The 17688-nt window shown below is 52.6% G+C and carries 24 protein-coding genes and 1 pseudogene; 22 read left to right on the top strand and 3 right to left on the bottom strand.

All coding sequences use genetic code 11. The features are described from left to right. Positions 1-78 precede the first annotated feature (78 nt). From EH206_RS23635 to EH206_RS12370, 12 genes and pseudogenes are all read left to right on the top strand, one after another. Positions 79-513 (top strand): DnaT-like ssDNA-binding domain-containing protein, encoded by a 435-nt coding sequence (locus tag EH206_RS23635; RefSeq protein ID WP_425456679.1) that lies wholly within the window; start codon positions 79-81, stop codon positions 511-513. Continuing rightward, positions 425-967 carry a replication protein P gene (locus EH206_RS12420; protein WP_083832787.1) on the top strand — a complete coding sequence of 181 codons (543 nt, stop codon included), beginning with the start codon at positions 425-427 and terminating at the stop codon, positions 965-967. The genes EH206_RS23635 and EH206_RS12420 overlap by 89 nt, the downstream gene beginning before the upstream one ends. A gap of 24 nt (positions 968-991) precedes the next feature. Next, positions 992-1264 (top strand): winged helix-turn-helix domain-containing protein, encoded by a 273-nt coding sequence (locus EH206_RS12415; protein ID WP_009113110.1) that lies wholly within the window; start codon positions 992-994, stop codon positions 1262-1264. Continuing rightward, the gene (locus tag EH206_RS23420; RefSeq protein ID WP_009113109.1) at positions 1261-1947 is read left to right on the top strand and encodes a hypothetical protein; all 687 of its coding nucleotides are present in this window, start codon (positions 1261-1263) and stop codon (positions 1945-1947) included. Before EH206_RS12415 ends, EH206_RS23420 begins: the two co-directional genes overlap by 4 nt. Next, positions 1944-2420: pseudogene (locus EH206_RS23415) on the top strand (class I SAM-dependent methyltransferase); the annotation flags it as partial. The gene EH206_RS23420 and the pseudogene EH206_RS23415, both read left to right, overlap by 4 nt. Before the next feature lie 272 nt (positions 2421-2692). After that, entirely contained in the window at positions 2693-4675 is a 1983-nt protein-coding gene (locus EH206_RS12400) for a DNA cytosine methyltransferase (protein ID WP_009113107.1), read from the top strand. 95 nt (positions 4676-4770) lie between these two features. Then, positions 4771-5013 carry a hypothetical protein gene (locus tag EH206_RS12395; protein WP_009113106.1) on the top strand — a complete coding sequence of 81 codons (243 nt, stop codon included), beginning with the start codon at positions 4771-4773 and terminating at the stop codon, positions 5011-5013. Positions 5014-5150: 137 nt separating this feature from the next. Continuing rightward, positions 5151-5600, top strand: coding sequence for a recombination protein NinB (locus EH206_RS12390; RefSeq protein ID WP_009113105.1), 450 nt, complete (start codon positions 5151-5153; stop codon positions 5598-5600). Continuing rightward, on the top strand, positions 5593-6219 hold the full coding sequence (locus EH206_RS12385; RefSeq protein ID WP_009113104.1) for a recombination protein NinG: 627 nt from the start codon (positions 5593-5595) through the stop codon (positions 6217-6219). Before EH206_RS12390 ends, EH206_RS12385 begins: the two co-directional genes overlap by 8 nt. After that, positions 6216-6827 carry a DUF1133 family protein gene (locus tag EH206_RS12380; RefSeq protein ID WP_009113103.1) on the top strand — a complete coding sequence of 204 codons (612 nt, stop codon included), beginning with the start codon at positions 6216-6218 and terminating at the stop codon, positions 6825-6827. The genes EH206_RS12385 and EH206_RS12380 overlap by 4 nt, the downstream gene beginning before the upstream one ends. A 186-nt stretch (positions 6828-7013) precedes the next feature. Then, entirely contained in the window at positions 7014-7190 is a 177-nt protein-coding gene (locus EH206_RS12375) for a type II toxin-antitoxin system HicA family toxin (RefSeq protein ID WP_009113102.1), read from the top strand. A 51-nt stretch (positions 7191-7241) separates the two neighbouring features. Beyond that, positions 7242-7649: a type II toxin-antitoxin system HicB family antitoxin gene (locus EH206_RS12370; protein WP_009113101.1), complete on the top strand. Its 408-nt coding sequence runs from the start codon at positions 7242-7244 to the stop codon at positions 7647-7649. 56 nt (positions 7650-7705) lie between these two features. Here the strand turns inward: EH206_RS12370 and EH206_RS12365 are convergent, their stop codons facing one another. The 3 genes from EH206_RS12365 to EH206_RS12355 are packed head-to-tail and all read right to left on the bottom strand — an operon-like array spanning position 7706 to position 9081. Continuing rightward, positions 7706-8596 (bottom strand): tyrosine-type recombinase/integrase, encoded by an 891-nt coding sequence (locus tag EH206_RS12365; protein WP_009113100.1) that lies wholly within the window; start codon positions 8594-8596, stop codon positions 7706-7708. A gap of 50 nt (positions 8597-8646) precedes the next feature. After that, on the bottom strand, positions 8647-8808 hold the full coding sequence (locus tag EH206_RS12360) for a helix-turn-helix domain-containing protein (protein WP_009113099.1): 162 nt from the start codon (positions 8806-8808) through the stop codon (positions 8647-8649). A 12-nt stretch (positions 8809-8820) separates the two neighbouring features. Next, positions 8821-9081, bottom strand: a complete 261-nt coding sequence (locus EH206_RS12355) for a hypothetical protein (RefSeq protein ID WP_009113098.1) — start codon at positions 9079-9081, stop codon at positions 8821-8823. Positions 9082-9268: 187 nt separating this feature from the next. Between EH206_RS12355 and EH206_RS12350 the strand changes: the two genes are divergently transcribed. From EH206_RS12350 to EH206_RS12310, 10 genes are all read left to right on the top strand, one after another. Then, complete coding sequence (locus EH206_RS12350; RefSeq protein WP_009113097.1) at positions 9269-9613, top strand: phage holin, lambda family; 345 nt, start codon at positions 9269-9271, stop codon at positions 9611-9613. A 5-nt stretch (positions 9614-9618) separates the two neighbouring features. Continuing rightward, complete coding sequence (locus EH206_RS12345; protein WP_009113096.1) at positions 9619-10242, top strand: glycoside hydrolase family 19 protein; 624 nt, start codon at positions 9619-9621, stop codon at positions 10240-10242. Beyond that, positions 10239-10796 carry a DUF2514 family protein gene (locus EH206_RS12340; RefSeq protein WP_009113095.1) on the top strand — a complete coding sequence of 186 codons (558 nt, stop codon included), beginning with the start codon at positions 10239-10241 and terminating at the stop codon, positions 10794-10796. The genes EH206_RS12345 and EH206_RS12340 overlap by 4 nt, the downstream gene beginning before the upstream one ends. Beyond that, positions 10783-10908 carry a hypothetical protein gene (locus tag EH206_RS23520; protein ID WP_009113094.1) on the top strand — a complete coding sequence of 42 codons (126 nt, stop codon included), beginning with the start codon at positions 10783-10785 and terminating at the stop codon, positions 10906-10908. Before EH206_RS12340 ends, EH206_RS23520 begins: the two co-directional genes overlap by 14 nt. Before the next feature lie 183 nt (positions 10909-11091). After that, positions 11092-12114, top strand: coding sequence for a terminase small subunit (locus tag EH206_RS12335; RefSeq protein ID WP_009113093.1), 1023 nt, complete (start codon positions 11092-11094; stop codon positions 12112-12114). Between the two features lie 8 nt (positions 12115-12122). Beyond that, the gene (gene terL / locus EH206_RS12330; protein WP_009113092.1) at positions 12123-13763 is read left to right on the top strand and encodes a phage terminase large subunit; all 1641 of its coding nucleotides are present in this window, start codon (positions 12123-12125) and stop codon (positions 13761-13763) included. 2 nt (positions 13764-13765) lie between these two features. Then, entirely contained in the window at positions 13766-15163 is a 1398-nt protein-coding gene (locus tag EH206_RS12325) for a DUF1073 domain-containing protein (RefSeq protein WP_009113091.1), read from the top strand. After that, the gene (locus EH206_RS12320) at positions 15069-15962 is read left to right on the top strand and encodes a phage minor head protein (protein ID WP_232216497.1); all 894 of its coding nucleotides are present in this window, start codon (positions 15069-15071) and stop codon (positions 15960-15962) included. Before EH206_RS12325 ends, EH206_RS12320 begins: the two co-directional genes overlap by 95 nt. Positions 15963-15973: 11 nt before the next feature. Continuing rightward, complete coding sequence (locus EH206_RS12315) at positions 15974-17164, top strand: DUF2213 domain-containing protein (RefSeq protein ID WP_009113089.1); 1191 nt, start codon at positions 15974-15976, stop codon at positions 17162-17164. Beyond that, entirely contained in the window at positions 17164-17676 is a 513-nt protein-coding gene (locus EH206_RS12310; RefSeq protein ID WP_009113088.1) for a structural cement protein Gp24, read from the top strand. Before EH206_RS12315 ends, EH206_RS12310 begins: the two co-directional genes overlap by 1 nt. The last annotated feature ends 12 nt before the right edge of the window (positions 17677-17688 follow it).

Raw genomic sequence — 17688 nt, 5'->3', positions numbered from 1 at the left:
GAAGGAGGGCAACCAGAAAACGGCGGCCCACCTGAACTGGATTTTTCTGGGCTGGATGAACCAATCGGGAAATTTGCCATGCATCCAGACTGGCGCCCGTCTCCCGATTTCCAGCAGCGGGCCGCTTACTGGAATCGAATTCTTGATGGGCCGAAACCGGGCTACACCGAAACCGAACTGGTGAGATTTACCACGTTCTGGCAAGCGGAGGGGAAAGCGTTACACCACGTTCAGTGGGAGCAAAAATTTGCTGACAGCGTGCTGTACGAACGCCGCCAGGAGTCCATGAAAAAACCAAACGGAGGTCCAAATGCAAAACCGCAATCAAACACCCCCAGCAGTGGCGAATCCCGCGCCATGCAGAAATTCCGGGAGGCCCAGGCCCAGCGATACGGACCTGATTTTGTCCAGCCTGTGGGAGGCGATGATCGAGATATATACGGATCGCTGGATAGCGAAGAACGGGGCAACCCCGTCAACGGCCTGGAGCGCAGCGATTGGTCATCTGACTGAAAACCAATTAGCCACGGTAGTTAACGGCTGCCTTGAGCGCTGCGCCGCCGGAAATACCTGGCCGCCGGACCTGGCTGAATTCATGTCCCTGGTAACTGAGTGCGGCGCCAATCCGTTCGGGCTGAACGTGGACGACGTGATGGCCGAGTACAAGCGCTGGCGCAACGAATCGTACCGGTATTCCGGCAGCGAGAAATTCCCCTGGCGCCATCCGGTTTTGTATCACATCTGCATCGAAATGCGGCGGGCCGGCGTTGAGCGTCGAATGACTGCCGGCGAGCTTGAGCGTCTGGCCGAGCGACAGCTGACGAAATGGGTAAAAAACGTGAGTAACGGGATGAGTATTCCGCCGATCCGCCGCCAGCTCGCGGCGCCGAAACACCCCGCGGGGCCAACGCCGGCGGAACTGGCCTATGCGGAATACAAGCGCCGCAAAGCTGCAGGATTAATTTAACAACAACTAATCGAGATTTGACCAATGGTTACTAAAAAACTGACGACACAACAGCGCGTTGCGCGCTATATCCGCATCAAAGAGGGGTTAACTCAGGGTGAGATAGCTCGCGGGCTGAATTTGACGGGGAAAGAGGTCCACCACGCCCTTGGAGAGTTGAGAAGCAAGGGCGTGGTGGAGGTGTCTGGAACTCGCAACCAATATCGGTATTACCCGACCGGCGCGCCGGCGGTAATGTTCGGCGTTCATCCGGCGCAGGCCCGGCTTAACAAACTGTTGGCGGAGGTACGGGCATGAAACCTGAAATTTCTACGGCTGTGATGATTGAGGGCATTCGTCAAATTGCTGGCAATGGCCAATCAACCAGCGATAATTTTTTGAACCTGGTTGCCGACCGCATCGAACTGTTACTGGCCTCAGAGTCTGGTATGTCACTTGAGCTGAATAGCGTTCGCTGTGCCTTGGACATTCCGCCGGGTGAATCTGTCCAGTCTGGTGTTGTGAAAGAGCTTACCCGATTGAATACGGAAATATTGGCACTGCGGTCGGAATTGGCGGAACTGCAAAACCAGGAACCATTCATGTACGGCATTATGACGCCAGACGGCAGGGCGTATTTTGATGAGTTTTGTGTTTGTGAAGATAAGGGCCTGCTGGAAGATGAAATTTATTATCTGAACGAAGATATGGCGGACGGTGAGCCTAAATATTCCGTTGTCCCGCTCTACGCCGCGCCCGTTCCGCCAGCGCCGACTATATCGTTTTATCGTGATGGTATCGAGACAGCCGCGAAATGGGTAGACAAGCAACGCGAGGCTTACGATAGCGAGCACGGACGCCACGATCCCGATACCGGCACATTCGAATTCGGTAACGATGCACAGCAGGAACATTCGTCCACGCTGGTTGATATAGCCGAAGGCATCCGCGCACTGCATCCCAATGCCGCCGCTCCGCAGCATAAGGACGGTGACGCATGACTGACACCGTACCGATTCTCGATATGTGCTGCGGTAGTCGTATGTTCTGGTATGACAAAAGCGACCCACGCGCCGTGTTTATTGATAACCGCAACGAACAGCACACGCTGTGCGATGGACGCAGCCTTGTTATTAACCCGGATATTATCGCCGATTTTCGTGCGTTGCCGTTCCCGGATGAATCATTCCCTGTTGTCGTGTTTGACCCGCCGCACTTGGAGCGTGCGGGTGAAAATGGCTGGATGCGTAAAAAATACGGCGTATTGAACCCAGATACGTGGCGTGATGACCTGCGAATGGGATTCAGCGAGGCGTTCCGTGTTCTGTGTCCGCTGGGCGTGCTGGTGTTTAAATGGAACGAAACGCAAATCCCAGTTAGCGATGTTCTGTCTCTGACCAATGAAAAGCCGATGATCACGCAGAGGGTAGGAAAAGGCGACAAAACCCACTGGATGCTGTTTCTAAAAGCTGGCACGGATCCGGCTGGCGATGATGATGTCCTTTTGTCATACGCCACCCGTCGGATCATTGAATTGGAATCCCTGTTGCTGGTGGATGCGCCGGAAACAGTATGGCCCGCGGAAGTGGAAATGGTCTATTCGCAGGTCGAAAGCGCCGGGGAATTGCCGACGCACCACCAACGCCGCTTACACCACCACATCAATCGTATGTGGCTGGAGAAAATGCCGGTTCCGGAAATTGTCAAAGCGGCCCGTTCGCTGGCCACCGTGATGGAGAATTACGCGTGAAAGAAATCATTGTTGATAATTTTGCCGGCGGCGGCGGGGCGAGCACCGGTATTGAAATGGCGATCGGACGCAGTGTTGATATTGCGATTAACCATGATCCGAATGCGATCGCCATGCATACCACCAATCACCCAGAGACGCTGCATTATTGCGAATCGATATTTGATATCGATCCGGTCGCGGCTACAGCCGGGCGCCCTGTGGGGTTAGCGTGGTTCTCGCCGGACTGCAGGCATTTTTCCAAGGCCAAAGGCAGCAAACCGGTGAAAAAGGAGATCAGGGGGTTGGCCTGGATTGTTCTGCGCTGGGCGCTGGCAGTGCGCCCGCGCGTCATGATGCTGGAGAACGTTGAGGAGTTCAAAACTTGGGGGCCGCTACTGACTGACGCAGATGGCACACAACGGCCGGACCCGGCGCGCGCGGGGGAAACGTTCGCGGCATTCGTCGGCATGCTGGGCGCCGGCGTACCGGCGGGGCATCCGGCGCTGGCCGAGGTGTGCGAGTTTTTGGAGATCGATCCCGGCAGTGAACACGCCCAGCAGCTGGTGCGCGGGCTGGGTTACATCGTCGATTACCGCGAGCTACGTGCCTGCGACTACGGCGCGCCGACCATCCGGAAACGTTTTTTCATGGTGATGCGCTGCGACGGGCAGCCGGTGGCGTGGCCGGAGCCGACGCACGGCGACCAGAAATCCCCGGAGGTGCGGGCCGGCCAGCTAAAACCCTGGCGAACTGCGGCGGAGTGTATCGACTGGTCAATTCCTTGCCCGTCGATTTTCGAGCGCAAACGTCCGCTGGCGGAAAATACATTGAAGCGTATCGCCCGCGGCATTCAGCGGTTCGTGCTGGATAACCCGACGCCGTTTATCGTGAAGTGCAACCACACCAGCAACCAGACGAAATATGACTGTTTCCGCGGGCAACCGCTGGACGAGCCATTGCAGACGATCACTAAAACCCCTGGCTATGCGCTGGTGGCACCTCACATCACCAAATTTCGCAGCGGCGCAACCGGGCAGGAATGTAATTTGCCGATCTCTACCATCACCGCTGGGAGTTCTGAACGTCCCGGTGGCAACGGGCATGCATTGGGCATGATTGAGGCCAAACTGACGCCATTCATCGCTGGCGCTGGCGGCTCAGAATATCAGAGTAAACCCCGCCCCGCGGATCAGCCGCTGCACACCGTGCTGAAAGAATCCCATGCTGCCTTAGTTACGCCATACATTGCCCGCATCGGGCAGACTGGATTTGGCGGAGACCGCATGGCGTATGACGCGCAGGATCTGCTGACGACCGTCACGAGCAAAGCAGAGCATCTGCTGGTGGCCCCGGTCATTGCCCGGCAATTTGGCGCCAGCGTGGGACATGGTGCCGACGAACCGAACGGCACGATCACGGCTGGCGGCGGTGGCAAGAGCCAACTGGTTTCCGCGTTCCTTGCGAAGCACTACGGCGGCAACTATACCGGTCCTGGCGCTGCGGCGGACGAACCGGCGCACACCGTGACGGCGGTCGATCATCATGCGCTGGTATCGTCTCATCTGGTCAAACTGCGTGGTACATGCAAAGACGGCCAGCCGATCACTGAGCCGATGCCGACTATCACCGCTGGCGGGCTGCATATCGGGGAGGTACGTGCTTTCTTGCTTAAGTATTATGGCAACGAGAAGGAAGGTCTAAACATCAATGATCCGTTACACACCGTCACCAGCCGCGATCGCTTTGGCCTGGTCACGGTCGAGGGCGTTGACTATCAGATCGTCGATATCGGCATGCGCATGTTGCAGCCGCATGAGTTGTATGCAGCACAAGGATTTCCCGATTGGTACATCATCGATCAGGATTACCGCGGAGTGAAATACGCGAAAGACAAACAAGTAGCGCGCTGCGGTAACGCTGTGCCGCCGCCGTTCGCCGAAGCGCTGGTCCGCGTCAACCTGCCGGAAATGTGCGTTAAAAAACAACAAGCCGCCTAATTATTTGGCCCGTATGGGCCTTTTTTATTTTACATTCAGAAATATCTCAGGCAATAATACACTGTATGCATGAACAGTATTTTGTGAGGGACTAAGTGGCCAAAGTACAAGAAAAATTACCTGCCACGGGATATGCAGTCATTCGCTGCCGCGATAAAACAGTGGTAGCGAAGTTTATGGAATTTCCTGACTGTGAGCGTGCACTGATGTACAGGAATGGCGATTTGGTGTCATTCATGCCGCTACAACCTGATGAAATTATTGGAAATATCTCACTATTCACACAGATGCTGGAAAAAGCTGGATATCGCGTTTGCTCCCCTGATAAACTTTCTTAGCTGGCCTGAACAACCGGCACCTGCTGCGCCACTGGAGAGAAACCAATGGCGCATACTTACACCGAAAATCCCCATCGACTGACGTTTAACGACGCCAGCGATTTCTTGTATTCAGCGCTCATCCTGCGGGGTGGCGCATGAAACAGCAATTCCATCTCGCAAGCGAAAGCGTCAAGCAAAACGCCATTAATTTTATTCGCCAATTGCCAGTTGACCAAAAACGCCCACTGGTAGTGGACATTAAAGAGCCGGGACGAACGGCGGAACAAAACCGGAAGATGTGGCCGCTCCTGAAAGATCTTTCTGACCAGGTAGTTTGGTTCGGCAATAAATACGACACCGACGATTGGAAAGACCTGATCACCGCGATGGTGGCGAAGTCTAAAAAGCAAGAGCAACGCATGGCACCCGGCCTGGATGGTGGGGTTGTGATGTTCGGTCAGCGTACCAGCAAAATGAGTGTTCGCCAGATGGTGGAGGTTATTGAGGCGATTTACTGGTTCGGCACTCAGCAGAATGTGAAATTCAGCGAAAAATCCAAGCTGGAAATAGAGTGGGCGAAACGTTGGGGTGAGCAGCATGGCTAAATTACCCCGGCGCAAATGCAAATCATGCGGTCAGTGGTTCCATCCGTCGCGGGACGGTCAGATCGTTTGCTCTTACGCCTGTGCGTCGGCGTACGGGAAGATACAGACGGAAAAGGCCCGCCAGCGCGCGCGGCAGCAGGAAAAAAAGAAACGGCAGGAAGAGGAGAGGGCTGAGCGACAGCGTACCAGGGCGCGCAAAGTGGCGTTGAAAACCCGCAACGATTGGAAGCGAGAAGCACAGGCGGCGTTTAACCGATACGTGCGCCTACGCGACGCAGGGAAACCCTGCATCAGTTGCGGCGCTCTGCCGGTGCAGAAACTCGGCGGAACGATGGACTGCGGGCACTTCCTAACCCGAGGCGCCCGGCCATGGTTGGCGTTCAACCTTAATAATGCGGCCTGCCAGTGTGTTCGCTGTAATCGCGATCGGGCTGGTGCGCAAAAGGAATTCGAGTCCGGGCTGATCGAACGGATCGGACCGGAGAGAGTTGAAGCCCTGAACTGCAACAATACCCCGAGAAAATTCGATATCGAATTTTTCAAACGCATCAAATCCATTTTCACCCGCAAGGCCCGCGCGCTTGAGCGGCGACGTGCCCGTCATCAGGAGGCCGCTTGAAAACCGTTCAAGATAAGTCATGGCAAGTATTGGCGCACGCTCCGCGGCGTTCGTATCTGGGAAAATATCGCAGGTTGAAGCCATCACAGAACCGTTGGGTTCGGTCACTCCTGAATCACTGGGGATCATTTTATGGTGGTAGCGGTACAGAGCATCTTTCTGGCGGCGGAATGTGGCCGCAATTAATGACTGGCTGGAGTTGTGAGCAGCAGGAAAAAATAACGACTGTATTAGCTGGTCTACGTGAAATCGGGTATCAGGGAGATACGTTACTCATTATGGCTAAAAAAATTCTTTGGCCTAAAAGAACGCTGGGGGATCTGATTGGTAATGCTGGTGACGAAGAGGAAGCGGCATTCATGGAACGAATGATTCTCCAGTCATTTAGCAAAGACAGTCCGGTCTATGAGATTGGCCGTGATTACTACACTTGGAATAAATCTATTGCTGCTATGGCTCGCTGGCTGAACTACAAGCACGCCCCATTTCTGACAGAAAAGCAGTGTGTTGATCGAGTTCGCTGGTGCATAGAATTGTTCAATTCTGCTGTCTATTTCACTCTATTTGACGAATTATGCAGCGAGGATGCAGAAACTAGCGAAAAATAGTTGCAAACAAGTTTTTAAATTGCATAATTGTAGTACGCTTTAGCGAAGCTGTATCAAGAAGCGACAGAATTACAGAAACCCGCCATAGTGCGGGTTTTTTTGTAAGCAAAAAAGTTTATAAATCCTCTTGAACGCATAAACAAAAATGTTTATACTTATCTCAGGTTAAACAGACAGGAGGAGGCAGTGAAGCAAAGCGAGTTCAGGCGTTGGCTTGCAGCTCAAGGGGCAGAATTTAGGGATGGAACGAATCACCTTAAAATTTTCCTCAACGGCAGGCAGACGATAATGCCGAGGCATCCGGGTAAAGAGATACCGGAGCCGCTTAGGAAAGCGATTCTTAAGCAACTCGGATTGAAATAAAGGCCAGCCCTTCGGGGCTGGCTGGTACTCGCGGAGATTCACTGAATAAATATGCAATATCCGGTAACGTTCGATAGCGATGAAACAGGGTGGGCGGTACTATTCCCCGATATCCCTGAAGCCATGACCGGCGGCGACACCAGGGAGGAGGCGTTAACAATGGCGCAGGATGCTCTGGTTACAGCGCTGGACTTTTACTTTGAGGATCGGCGTGAAATCCCAACACCGTCATCGACTGGCGAGGTGTTCGTGGAAGTGCCGGCCAGCGTAGCCGCTAAAGTCCTGCTGCTGAACGCTGTGGTTCAGCAGGGTGTATCAAACGCTGACCTTGCGCGGTTGATCGGTACTCGGCCGCAGGAAGTAACGCGAATTCTCGATCTGCATCACGCGACGAAGATTGACACGATACAGAAAGCACTATCCGCGCTGGGTAAACGTCTGGAATTGGCCGCCGCGTAATGGTTGTGCTATTTGCGTAATATGAAACCCGCCATCAGTGCGGGTTTTTTATTTACTTAGATAATCAGCCGTCGCCACTCTTTACCATAATCGTTGTTATATCGATCAGTTGTACGCTGGTATTTGTGACCCAGTAGCCGACGCGTATCTATTCCCTGATCGCGGTATAGGCGTTCAGCTAATGAGCGTTGTTCATGAAACGTTGGTGGCGAGCCCGTCCAGTGCTCGGCGCCGTAGGCAGTATCACGCGCAATCTGAAACCACGTTGTGAGCGAATGGGGAGATATCCTCCGGGAATACAGCACATGATTATTGCCCGTGCAGTCACTGAGAACGTCACTGAGTTGCATGTCCGCAATTTCGAGAGTAAGGGTGATCGGTATTGCTATCTTCGCCCCAGTTTTTTGCTGCTGGATGTGTAGATGCTCATCAAACACCTGAGCGCGAGTCATATCAGAAATATCCCGCCGGCGTTGCGCCGTGACTAATGCGATGCGCATGGCGTGATGAAAATAGGACGGGCAGACACACAGTGCGGCGTTATAGATGCTTCGCCATTCGTCGAGAGTGAGCTTTTCTCGCCTGACAAGAGCCTCCGGTTTTAGCACTGACGTGACCGGGTTTTTGTATACCCAGCCGTTATATTCCGCTTCCCGAAAAATGTCGGTTAGCATAAAGTGAGCTATCTGTGCCGTTCGATTTTTATGTTGTGCAATGTAGAAATCGATAACTGATACGGCATTCTGCGGAGTTATGTTGCGTACCGGAATTTTCCCGAGCAACTGGTTTATAGTGCGCAGAATTGTCAATTTGTTGCTCAGGGTCTTTGAGTCAAACGGCTTAGCTCTGATTATTGACTCGTACACATCGAGCCAACTGGAAAGCTTACGGAAAGAAGGATTTGCCCAGCCGATTAAAGCCGGGGTGATGTGATTTGCGATTCTCATAAAGCATCCTCATTTGTGAAAAGCTGCCTGCACGGCAGTGAGGAGGAGGCTTACTTAGATATTTTGCGTCGCGGACTGTAAAGCGTATCGTCTACAACAATAAAGCCCTTATCAATCCATTGCGTAACTTGCTGCGGTTTTACGCCAAGGTATCGCGCGAATTCAGCTTGATTGCCCGCAAAATATTTATCGATGAAAGCAAGCAGAGTCACTCTGTTCTTTCCTTACAGACGAACTTCTGCACCGAACATCTCTATACCACGAACAAACAGTTTACGCGACTGAGGTTGACGAAAATCTTCATACTCTTCCTTGCTCATCGTTATCGCCGAAACTCCGCGAACGCGGGAGCCGTTGGATTCAAGTTGAATAGTGATGTTATCACCGTCCACATACGCGACAGCATTAACGTTATGCCCGATATAACGGCCCTTTAATTCAACAGAAGTTGATGCATTACCTACGATTTCAAGGAACTTTTTCATGATTTATCTCCGGTAGTTGTATGTGTCGCTTCAATGGATATAAAGTAAAACACTTTATACTTAATGTAAAGCGTTTTACTTTATACTTTGAGTGGAAAATCCAAAATAATTCTGACAAGCCCTCTGCTGCGGGCTTTTTCTTTTCCGTTAATCACACACAGCGCCGACCATTCGGGAGGTAAGGATCATGAAAATGCCAGACAAAAACCCCGACCTGTGGGCGCAATTTATTGCGTGGTTTACCGCGTGGTTTACCGCCCACAAAGAGGAGGCTGGCTATTCAGCCGCAGCGGCGCTGATGGCTCTGCTGCGCGGCGCATATGTCGGTCAAAATAGTTGGTCTCGTCGTCTTCTTGATGCCGCCATGTGTTCGCTGGTGGCCTATTACATTAATGATGGGCTGGCGGCTCTCGGTTGGGATTCGTCATGGGCATCGATAGGGAGTGTGTTTATCGGTTTCCTCGGCATTGACTACATCAGTTCTATTCTCCGCCGCGCAATTGGCAACAAGACTGGCGACCCGCAGGCATAAATCATATGACACAAGATCAATTTCAGAAGGCGGCTAATATCAGCGCCGGGTTAGCTACGCGCTGGTTTTCGCATCTGATAGCGACATTCAACGAGTTCGACATTGATGATGCTGTGGCGCGGGCGCAATTTATCGCCCAAGTCGGGCATGAGTCAGCTGGATTTACTCGCGTTCTTGAGTCATTCAACTATAGCCAGCCGGGTTTACGTGCGACGTTCGGGCATCGTCTGAGTAATGAACAAATCGCAATGCTGGGGCGCCAGAGTGGTGAATCGACTGTGCCGCCGAATCGGCAGGCGGCAATAGCAAATCTGGTCTACTCCGGGCGCCTTGGGAATAAGAGCGTGGGAGACGGCTGGAGATACCGCGGGCGCGGGCTGATTCAGATCACAGGTCTGGATAATTACCGGACGTGCGGTGCTGGGCTGAAACTGGATTTAGTCACATCACCGGAACGTCTGGAGGAGGACAGCAACGCGATGCGGTCGGCGGGCTGGTTCTGGAATTCAAAACGGCTCGGGAGATATGGCGCCGACGTTGAGCGCGTGACGCTGGTTATTAACGGCGGGCGGAACGGTCTGGCCGACAGGCGTGAGCGTTTTGATTTGGCGCGGCGGGTGCTGGTATGAGCGCAATCGTTACGGCATTACTAAAAAAATACTGGAAGCCACTGGCACTAATAACGCTGGTGGCTTTTTTGATCTGGGGATTCTCGCACTGGCGATATACCGCCGGCCGGAATGATGCCAATGCTGCGTGGCAACACAAGTGGGACCAGCGGGACATAGCAGACGCTAAAGCGCTGGAGAAACGACAATCTGATGAGCGCCATGAAGAACGGCGCCGACAGGAAGCGATCAATGCGATATCGACTAATGCGCAGCGTGAAATTGAACAGGCACAGACTGATGCTGTTAATGCTCAGTCTGCTGCTAACGGCTTGCGGGACACCATTGCCACAATCAGGCGCCAACTCGCAGCAAGTGAAACCGGCCGCATATCCGCAACTGCCGCAACAGGCGCGACAAAAGCCAGTACCGCAATATTGCTCGCCGACGTGCTCCAGCGCGCTGACGACAGAGCGGGAGAGCTGGCAGCGTACGCTGACCGGGCCAGAGTAGCGGGCCTGACGTGCGAACGGGCCTATGATGCGATAACAGGAGACGGCAATGTTCGACCGTGACTTGAATACGGCATTTATCCTGCTGGGGATTCTGTGCGCCGTCGTTGGATGGGCTGCTATTGAGTTCGTCCTCTGGCTGCTATCGCATATCAGCTTGAGTTGGCAGTGGTAGAGAAATAACAAATTCCCCCGACAAGGAATAGATTGCTAACCCTGGAGGTGATCAATCTTGACGGCTCGGAACAGACGAGAAGTGGCGGCGTAACTCTGTGAAGAGTGACAATGCTGCAAAACCGTTTTATTGCCATCACCATAGGTAGACCTATCGTAATGGCTTTTAATACAGGAAATCATCATGGCAAAACCGGACTGGGGCAAGCTTCAGCAGCGGTTCCTGTCCGAGCATGCCGATACAGGCGTATCACCGAAGGATTGGTGTGAAGCGCAGGGACTGAACTACGCTACCGCTCGTCGATACATCAAAAAACCTTATTTGCAAACTGCGCAAAAAACTGCGCGGAAGAAATTGCGCACTGCGCAAAAGGAAAAGTGCGCAAAAAAAACAATTCCTCAAATTAAAAATCAAATTGATTCCAGTTGCCCGAAAATTGAAAACTCTGACGCAGAATGGATGCTAAACCCCGATGAGTACGGGCTTAATGACATGCAGGCTCGCTTTGTGAATGAGTACCTTAAGGATCTGAACAGAGTCGCCGCGTATAAGCGTGCTGGGTATAAATGCGAAGGGCAACAGGCTTACGTTGCTGCTTCGATCCTTTATAGGAATTTTAAGGTTAGCCGGGCCATTCGTGACGCACTCGACGCGAGAGAACGCCGCACCCAAATCACACAAGATGACGTGTTGAAGATGTGGTGGGAAATTGCAACCGCCGATGCGAACCAGATTACCGAACTGCGCCGCCTTTGTTGTCGCCACTGCTGGGGATTTGGTTTTCAGTACCAGTGGCAGGACGCGGTAGAGTTTGAGGAGGCTAGGCTAAAGGCGCTGGAAAGTAAAAAACGTGAACCGCTTGATAACGGCGGCTACGGTTTTGACGCTCAACTCGATCCGAACCCAGAATGTCCGCGCTGTAATGGCATGGGCGTCAGTCGTTCCTATTTCCATGACACGCGTGATTTACGCGGCGCGGCTCGCCGATTATACGCTGGCGTCAAAGAGGGTAAGTTCGGTTTAGAGGTTATCACTCGTAATCAGGATGACGCGTTGAAGATGGTGGCCCAGCATCTGGGCATGCTAAAAAACCGCACGGAATTGACCGGCGCTGATGGTGGCCCGATAAACCAGGTGAACTACACGCCGGAAGACTACGCCAAGGCACAACAAGCGCTGGAGAAAAACCTACCTGATTTAGACTGAGGATTATCATGGCTAATTTGCTGGAATGGGAAGACTTAGACTTCCCGGCGCGGGTAGCCCTGAAATCCAAGTCTGAAAAATCATTCCTGAATTTCACGCGTTTGTGGTTTGAGGTACTACAGGGCGAAAGAATGATGGTCAACTGGCACCACCGGTTGATGTCCAGCAAGATTGATGAATTAATTAACGGAAAGCTACGCCCTCGCAATCTCATAGTAAATATTCCACCTGGTGGAACAAAGACAGAATTTTTCTCTGTTCATTTGCCAGCGTATATCAATACGTTGGTGCAAATTAAGCGATTACGCCGATTTCGTAATCTCAATATTTCTTTTGCCGACACTCTGGTTAAGCGTAATAGCCGACGTACGCGCGACATCATTGCCAGCCGTGAATATCAGGAATTATGGCCCTGTGGTTTTGGTGTTAATCAGGCTGAAGAATGGGAGGTTATAGATACCAAAAGGCGATCTGTCGGGCAAACCGTTTCGCGATCTAGTGGTGGGCAAATTACTGGTGGACGTGCCGGGTATCCCGGCCCTGATTTTTCAGGATTTGTGTGCCTGGACGATTACAATAAACCAGAAGATATGTTTTCGGCCTCACGGCGCGATAATGCAAACAGGATGCTGGTCAACACTATCCGGTCTCGCCGTGGCGATAAATCCAAAGACCACCCGACGCCATTCGTCAGCATTCAGCAAAGATTGCATACCGAAGACGCTACGGGATTCATGCTGTCTGGTGGTATGGGTGTCGATTTCCACCACGTCACAATCCCTGCACTAGTTAGCGAAGAATACATTGACTCTTTGCCTGAACCCTGGCGCGCGATGTGTTGGTTTTCCGTAAAAGACACCGAAAGCGTCGTTGTCGGCGGCGTTCGTTATTGGTCTTACTGGCCGGTTAACGAATATGTCGGCGATTTAATGCGCCTTTGGGAAAGCGACGAATACACGTTTCTCTCTCAGTATATGCAGCGGCCTCGCGCGCTGACGGGAAATCTGATTGATACCGATTGGTTTAAGCGCTACACGCATCTGCCGCAGCTTACGCATCGCGCTGTATATGTGGATACCAATTCCGGCAAGGTCGAGGATTACAACGATTACACTGTGTTTTCTCTGGTGGGGATGGGTGTTGACGGCAACCTCTATCTCATCGATAGCGTGCGCGGGAAATGGGATCCGGAAGACTTGCTGAGCAAAGCGATAGAACTGTGGGAAAAGTGGAAGCCATTTAACCGCAAAAAGCCTGCGCCATTAAGGCACATGGGAATTGAGGACAAGCAGGCCGGCCAAGGGCTGATTACTACACTGAAAAAGCGCAAAAGTATCCCTGTGCTGGAAATTCCCCGCGGTGCCGGCCAGAACAAACTGATCCGTTGCCTTAATGTCGTCCCTCAGATGAAAACCGGGAAGGTGTTCATTCCTGCGTTGATGACGGATGACGGACAGCGGATTGATCAGATTTATTACGAAGATGGCACGGTAGCGGCAAAAACCGACTGGGTTATGCCGGCGCTGGCCGAATGCGCCGACTTCTCAGCAGACGATAGCCACAAAAATGATGACATCCTGGATACATTTATGGATGCGATTGATATCGAATTGATCTCCGGCGCTGGCGCCGGGTGGGGATGGGTTTAACTATGACCGAAAAACTACGCGTCCGCGCAACGTCTGACGGTCTGCGCGTGACCAGTGATGGCCTAGCTAACGTCATGACAGGGATGGGAACCGGTCGCGATCGCCGCATGTTCAACCGGTTCATGTTTGGCGTGATGCAGGATTTTACGGAGTTGGAAGCGGCATACGTCGAAAACTGGATAGCGCGGGCGATTATTGATTATCCAGTTGATGACGCTACGCGAGAGTGGCGCGAGTTCTCATCTGATGACTCCACAGCCATTCGTGAAGCGGAAAAGTTTTATAACGTCCAATCCATAACGCAAGAGGCGTTTAAGTGGGCTGGCGTTTACGGGGGCGCTGGCGTGCTGATGATTACCGATCAACCGTTCGATGAGCCCTTGGCCATGGAAAGAATCAAAAAAGGCTCACTTAAACGCTTGTTGGTGCTGGATCGCATGTTCATCAACGGACAGGCATTCAACGTTACGGATCCGCTGGCGGTGAATTATATGATGCCTGATTACTACGTGGTAACCGGCGGCACCCAGCAAATTCATTACAGTCATTTTGTTGCGGCACCGGGCGCGCCGCTGCCGATGCGCTGGCGCATGATTAACTCCGGGTGGGACGATAGTCGGCTACGTCGTTGCATGGAAGATATCAAAGACGCGGTATCGGCAAAATCCGGCATATCCTCGCTGATACAGGAAGCGAACATTGATGTCATCAACCGCGCTAATTTGGCTAACGATTTATCGTCTGGTGACATGGATGATGCGATAGCAAAGCGATACAACATCTTCGGCATGATGAAATCCTTGTATCGTCTCGCGCTTCTGGATAAGGACGAGGAGTTAGACCGTAAACAACTATCGTTTGGCGGGTTGGGGGAAATACTCAACGCGCTAATGGAATGGACATCCGGTGCGGCGGGTATTCCCATGACGCGCCTGTTTGGTGTCCAGGCGAAAGGCCTGGGCGACTCAGGTCAGGGCGACATGAACAATTACTACAACACCATCCGCGGCGGGCAGGAGTCGCAGTATAGGCCATTCTTGAAGCGCATCGATGAGGTATTGATCCGCTCGACGCTGGGGACCATGCCCGATGGGCTTGATTTCGAGTTTGCGCCGCTGGCGCAGCCGACAGACACCGAACTATCAGCGCAACGGCTGGCGGACGCTCAGGCGGATGAGATACGCCTGCAACAACGCGTCGTTCGCCCCTCTCAGGTGGCGCGAAAACTGATGGAGCAAGGCGTTTATGGTATCGACGAATCTGATATTACCGGGCTCGAAACTGACGAAAAGGCAGAGCGGGACGGTGATTACCTATTCAGGATTGGAGAGCCTGCAAACACTACTGGCGAAAACACCAGTACGCCGACGGGCACCAATCCGCCCAATCAAACCGAATGATGACGCTGAGAGTTATTACCGCGCTCAGTTACGTGAAATCATTCGGCAAATGGCGCAGGCGGTCGATGAGGCACTGGTTCCGGTATTGCGCCGCAACTATACGGCCGATAGCTACCTCATTGACATTCTGAAAGAAGCCATACGCCAGGCGGCGGAAAACTTTCAGGGTCAGATCTTTCAACGTCAGGCAGAGCGGCTTTCTCAACGCGTTGTCAGTCGCGCTGAGTCCGACAGTACCGAAGCGTTTGTTGAACAGATTAACCGGGCTATTGGTATCGATATGACCGCACTGATGGTCAATGAAAACCTGGTTGATTATGTCGATGCGTCAATAGAGAGCAACGTCGCGCTGATTAAATCGCTGTCATCGGATTATTTTGAAGACATCCAGATGCAGGTGTATGACGGTATTCTGCGCGGCGATTCTCTCACTACAATAGTTCGTAACCTCCAGCATGTTACGGGCGCAACCTATAACCGTGCCCATCTGATAGCACGGGACCAAACAGCGAAAATCCAAAGCGACATCACCAGCGCGCGCCAGCAGAACGCAGGTATTGATCGCTTTCGCTGGTCAACGTCTCAGGATGTGCGGGTATCCGGCAACCCAGCAGGGAAATACCCCTACGCTAAAGTTTCGTGTTTTGCTATCTCCCGAATGGACACCGGACTCGGCGCTGGCGTTTACCTCTGGTCTAAAGGGGCGACCTACAAAGGCCAGACCGGACTATTCCCCGGTAGGGCTCACATCGGTTGCCGCTGCCATGCCATTGCTCAAATCAAAGGTCTCGACTACTAACAGGAAAAATTATGCGGATCACTGTTCGTGACCGCGTGTCCTATCCTATCCCGTCTCAACGTGAAATCACTCCTGAGGGCTATCTAAAAGTCCCCGGGCGGGTTGCTCGCGTCGGTATCCAGCAATATCTGGCATCCGAGTTGGGATTAACGGACAGGCCACCCGGTCAAATAGTCAATGTCTACCGACCGCCGGAGGAAGTTTTCAAACTGGATAGTCTGGCGAGTTACGACAACAAAGACGTTACCGTTGATCATCCTGATGACCTCGTGGACGCCACCACCTTTAAAGAGGTAACCGCTGGACACGCAGTTTCACCTGGTCGACGTGATGGCGATTTCGTTGTTGTCGATTTGCTGATCAAAGACCAGGAGGCCATTGACGAAATTAGCCGCGGCAAAGCGGAACTGTCCGCTGGTTACACGTCTGAATACGAAGATACCCCCGGAATCGCGCCGGATGGCACCCCGTATGAACTCTTTCAGCGAGATATATTTATCAACCACATTGCGTTGTGTGACCAGGCTCGCGCCGGACACAAGGCGCGTCTGTTCGACAACAAACCAACGGGAGTAAAACCCATGCCAAAAGTGACGCTGGACAGTGGCGTTAAGGTCGAAGTGGCCGACGAAAACGCACATACGCTGATCCAATCGACTATCGACAGCCTGCGCCAGCGCGTCAAGGATGCCGAGGAAGAGAAAGAAAAGGCCGAAGCCGCTAAAGACCAGACGGAAGAGGAACTGGAAAAGGAAAAGGCCAAGGCTGACGCGAAAGACGAAGAGATCGAGAAATTGAAAGAGAAAACCTCCGAGGACTCGATTTCCAAATTGATCGCCGAGGTAGTTTCTGTCCGTGATTCCGCCGCGAAAATCGCTGGTGAGAAATTCTCCTGCGACTCACTCGATCCGTTGAAAATCAAACGCGCCGCGCTGGACTCTGCCGGCATCAAATGCCGCAAATACGAATCATGGGATAAGGCCCCTGAAGCGTATGTCACGGCGTATTTCGATGCTGAAGAAGAGCGCAAAGAAAACGAGGATGAGGATGATCCGGACGGCGATAAGCAGCGTTCTGATGATTCGATTCGCAATTTCAGTCGTGACATGAAAAAAGTTAAAACCGGCAATGGACAAGCGACGCGCGATAGCGTTCGCCAGTCATGGCTGGATAAACGTTATGGCAAACAGGAGGGCAAATAATGGCTATTGCTCAGGATGATTTTACGCTTTATCGCGGTAAGGCGTATGAGGGCCAGATTTCAACGACTGATGTTGTTGAAGTCGTGTCCCGTAAAGTGGAAAACGCTCTGGTTCAGTTTGGCCGTGCGGTTATCCGCGGTAGTGAGAATCGTAGTTGCGCACCCATTGCCGCAACAACGACCGCTGCCGAAATTATCGGTTTCTCTGTTCGCTCAATGGCGACATCCAGCCCGTCAGCACCAGCCAATCCGGCCAATTATGTAACTGGTTATGCGGTCGATGCCGTGGCTTCAGTGTTGCGTCGTGGCCCAATGTTCGCTCTATGCGTGGATGGCGCCAGCGCGGGTGATACCGCCAGCGTCATTTTAGCTGCTGGTGATAATCAGGGACGCCTCACCACCGGTACCGGCGAAAACTTACTGGTACTCAATCAGGTTAAGTGGGTTTATGACGTGGTTGCTGGCGAGATCGGCGAAATCCGCGTTGACGGCATTCTGAACGTAAGCGCATAAGAAAGGAAAATT

Origin of the sequence: Brenneria nigrifluens DSM 30175 = ATCC 13028, assembly GCF_005484965.1 — a bacterium.
GTDB lineage: Bacteria > Pseudomonadota > Gammaproteobacteria > Enterobacterales > Enterobacteriaceae > Brenneria > Brenneria nigrifluens.
Note: the sequence above shows the minus strand (reverse complement) of the source record. Positions and strands in the feature narration are given on the sequence as shown.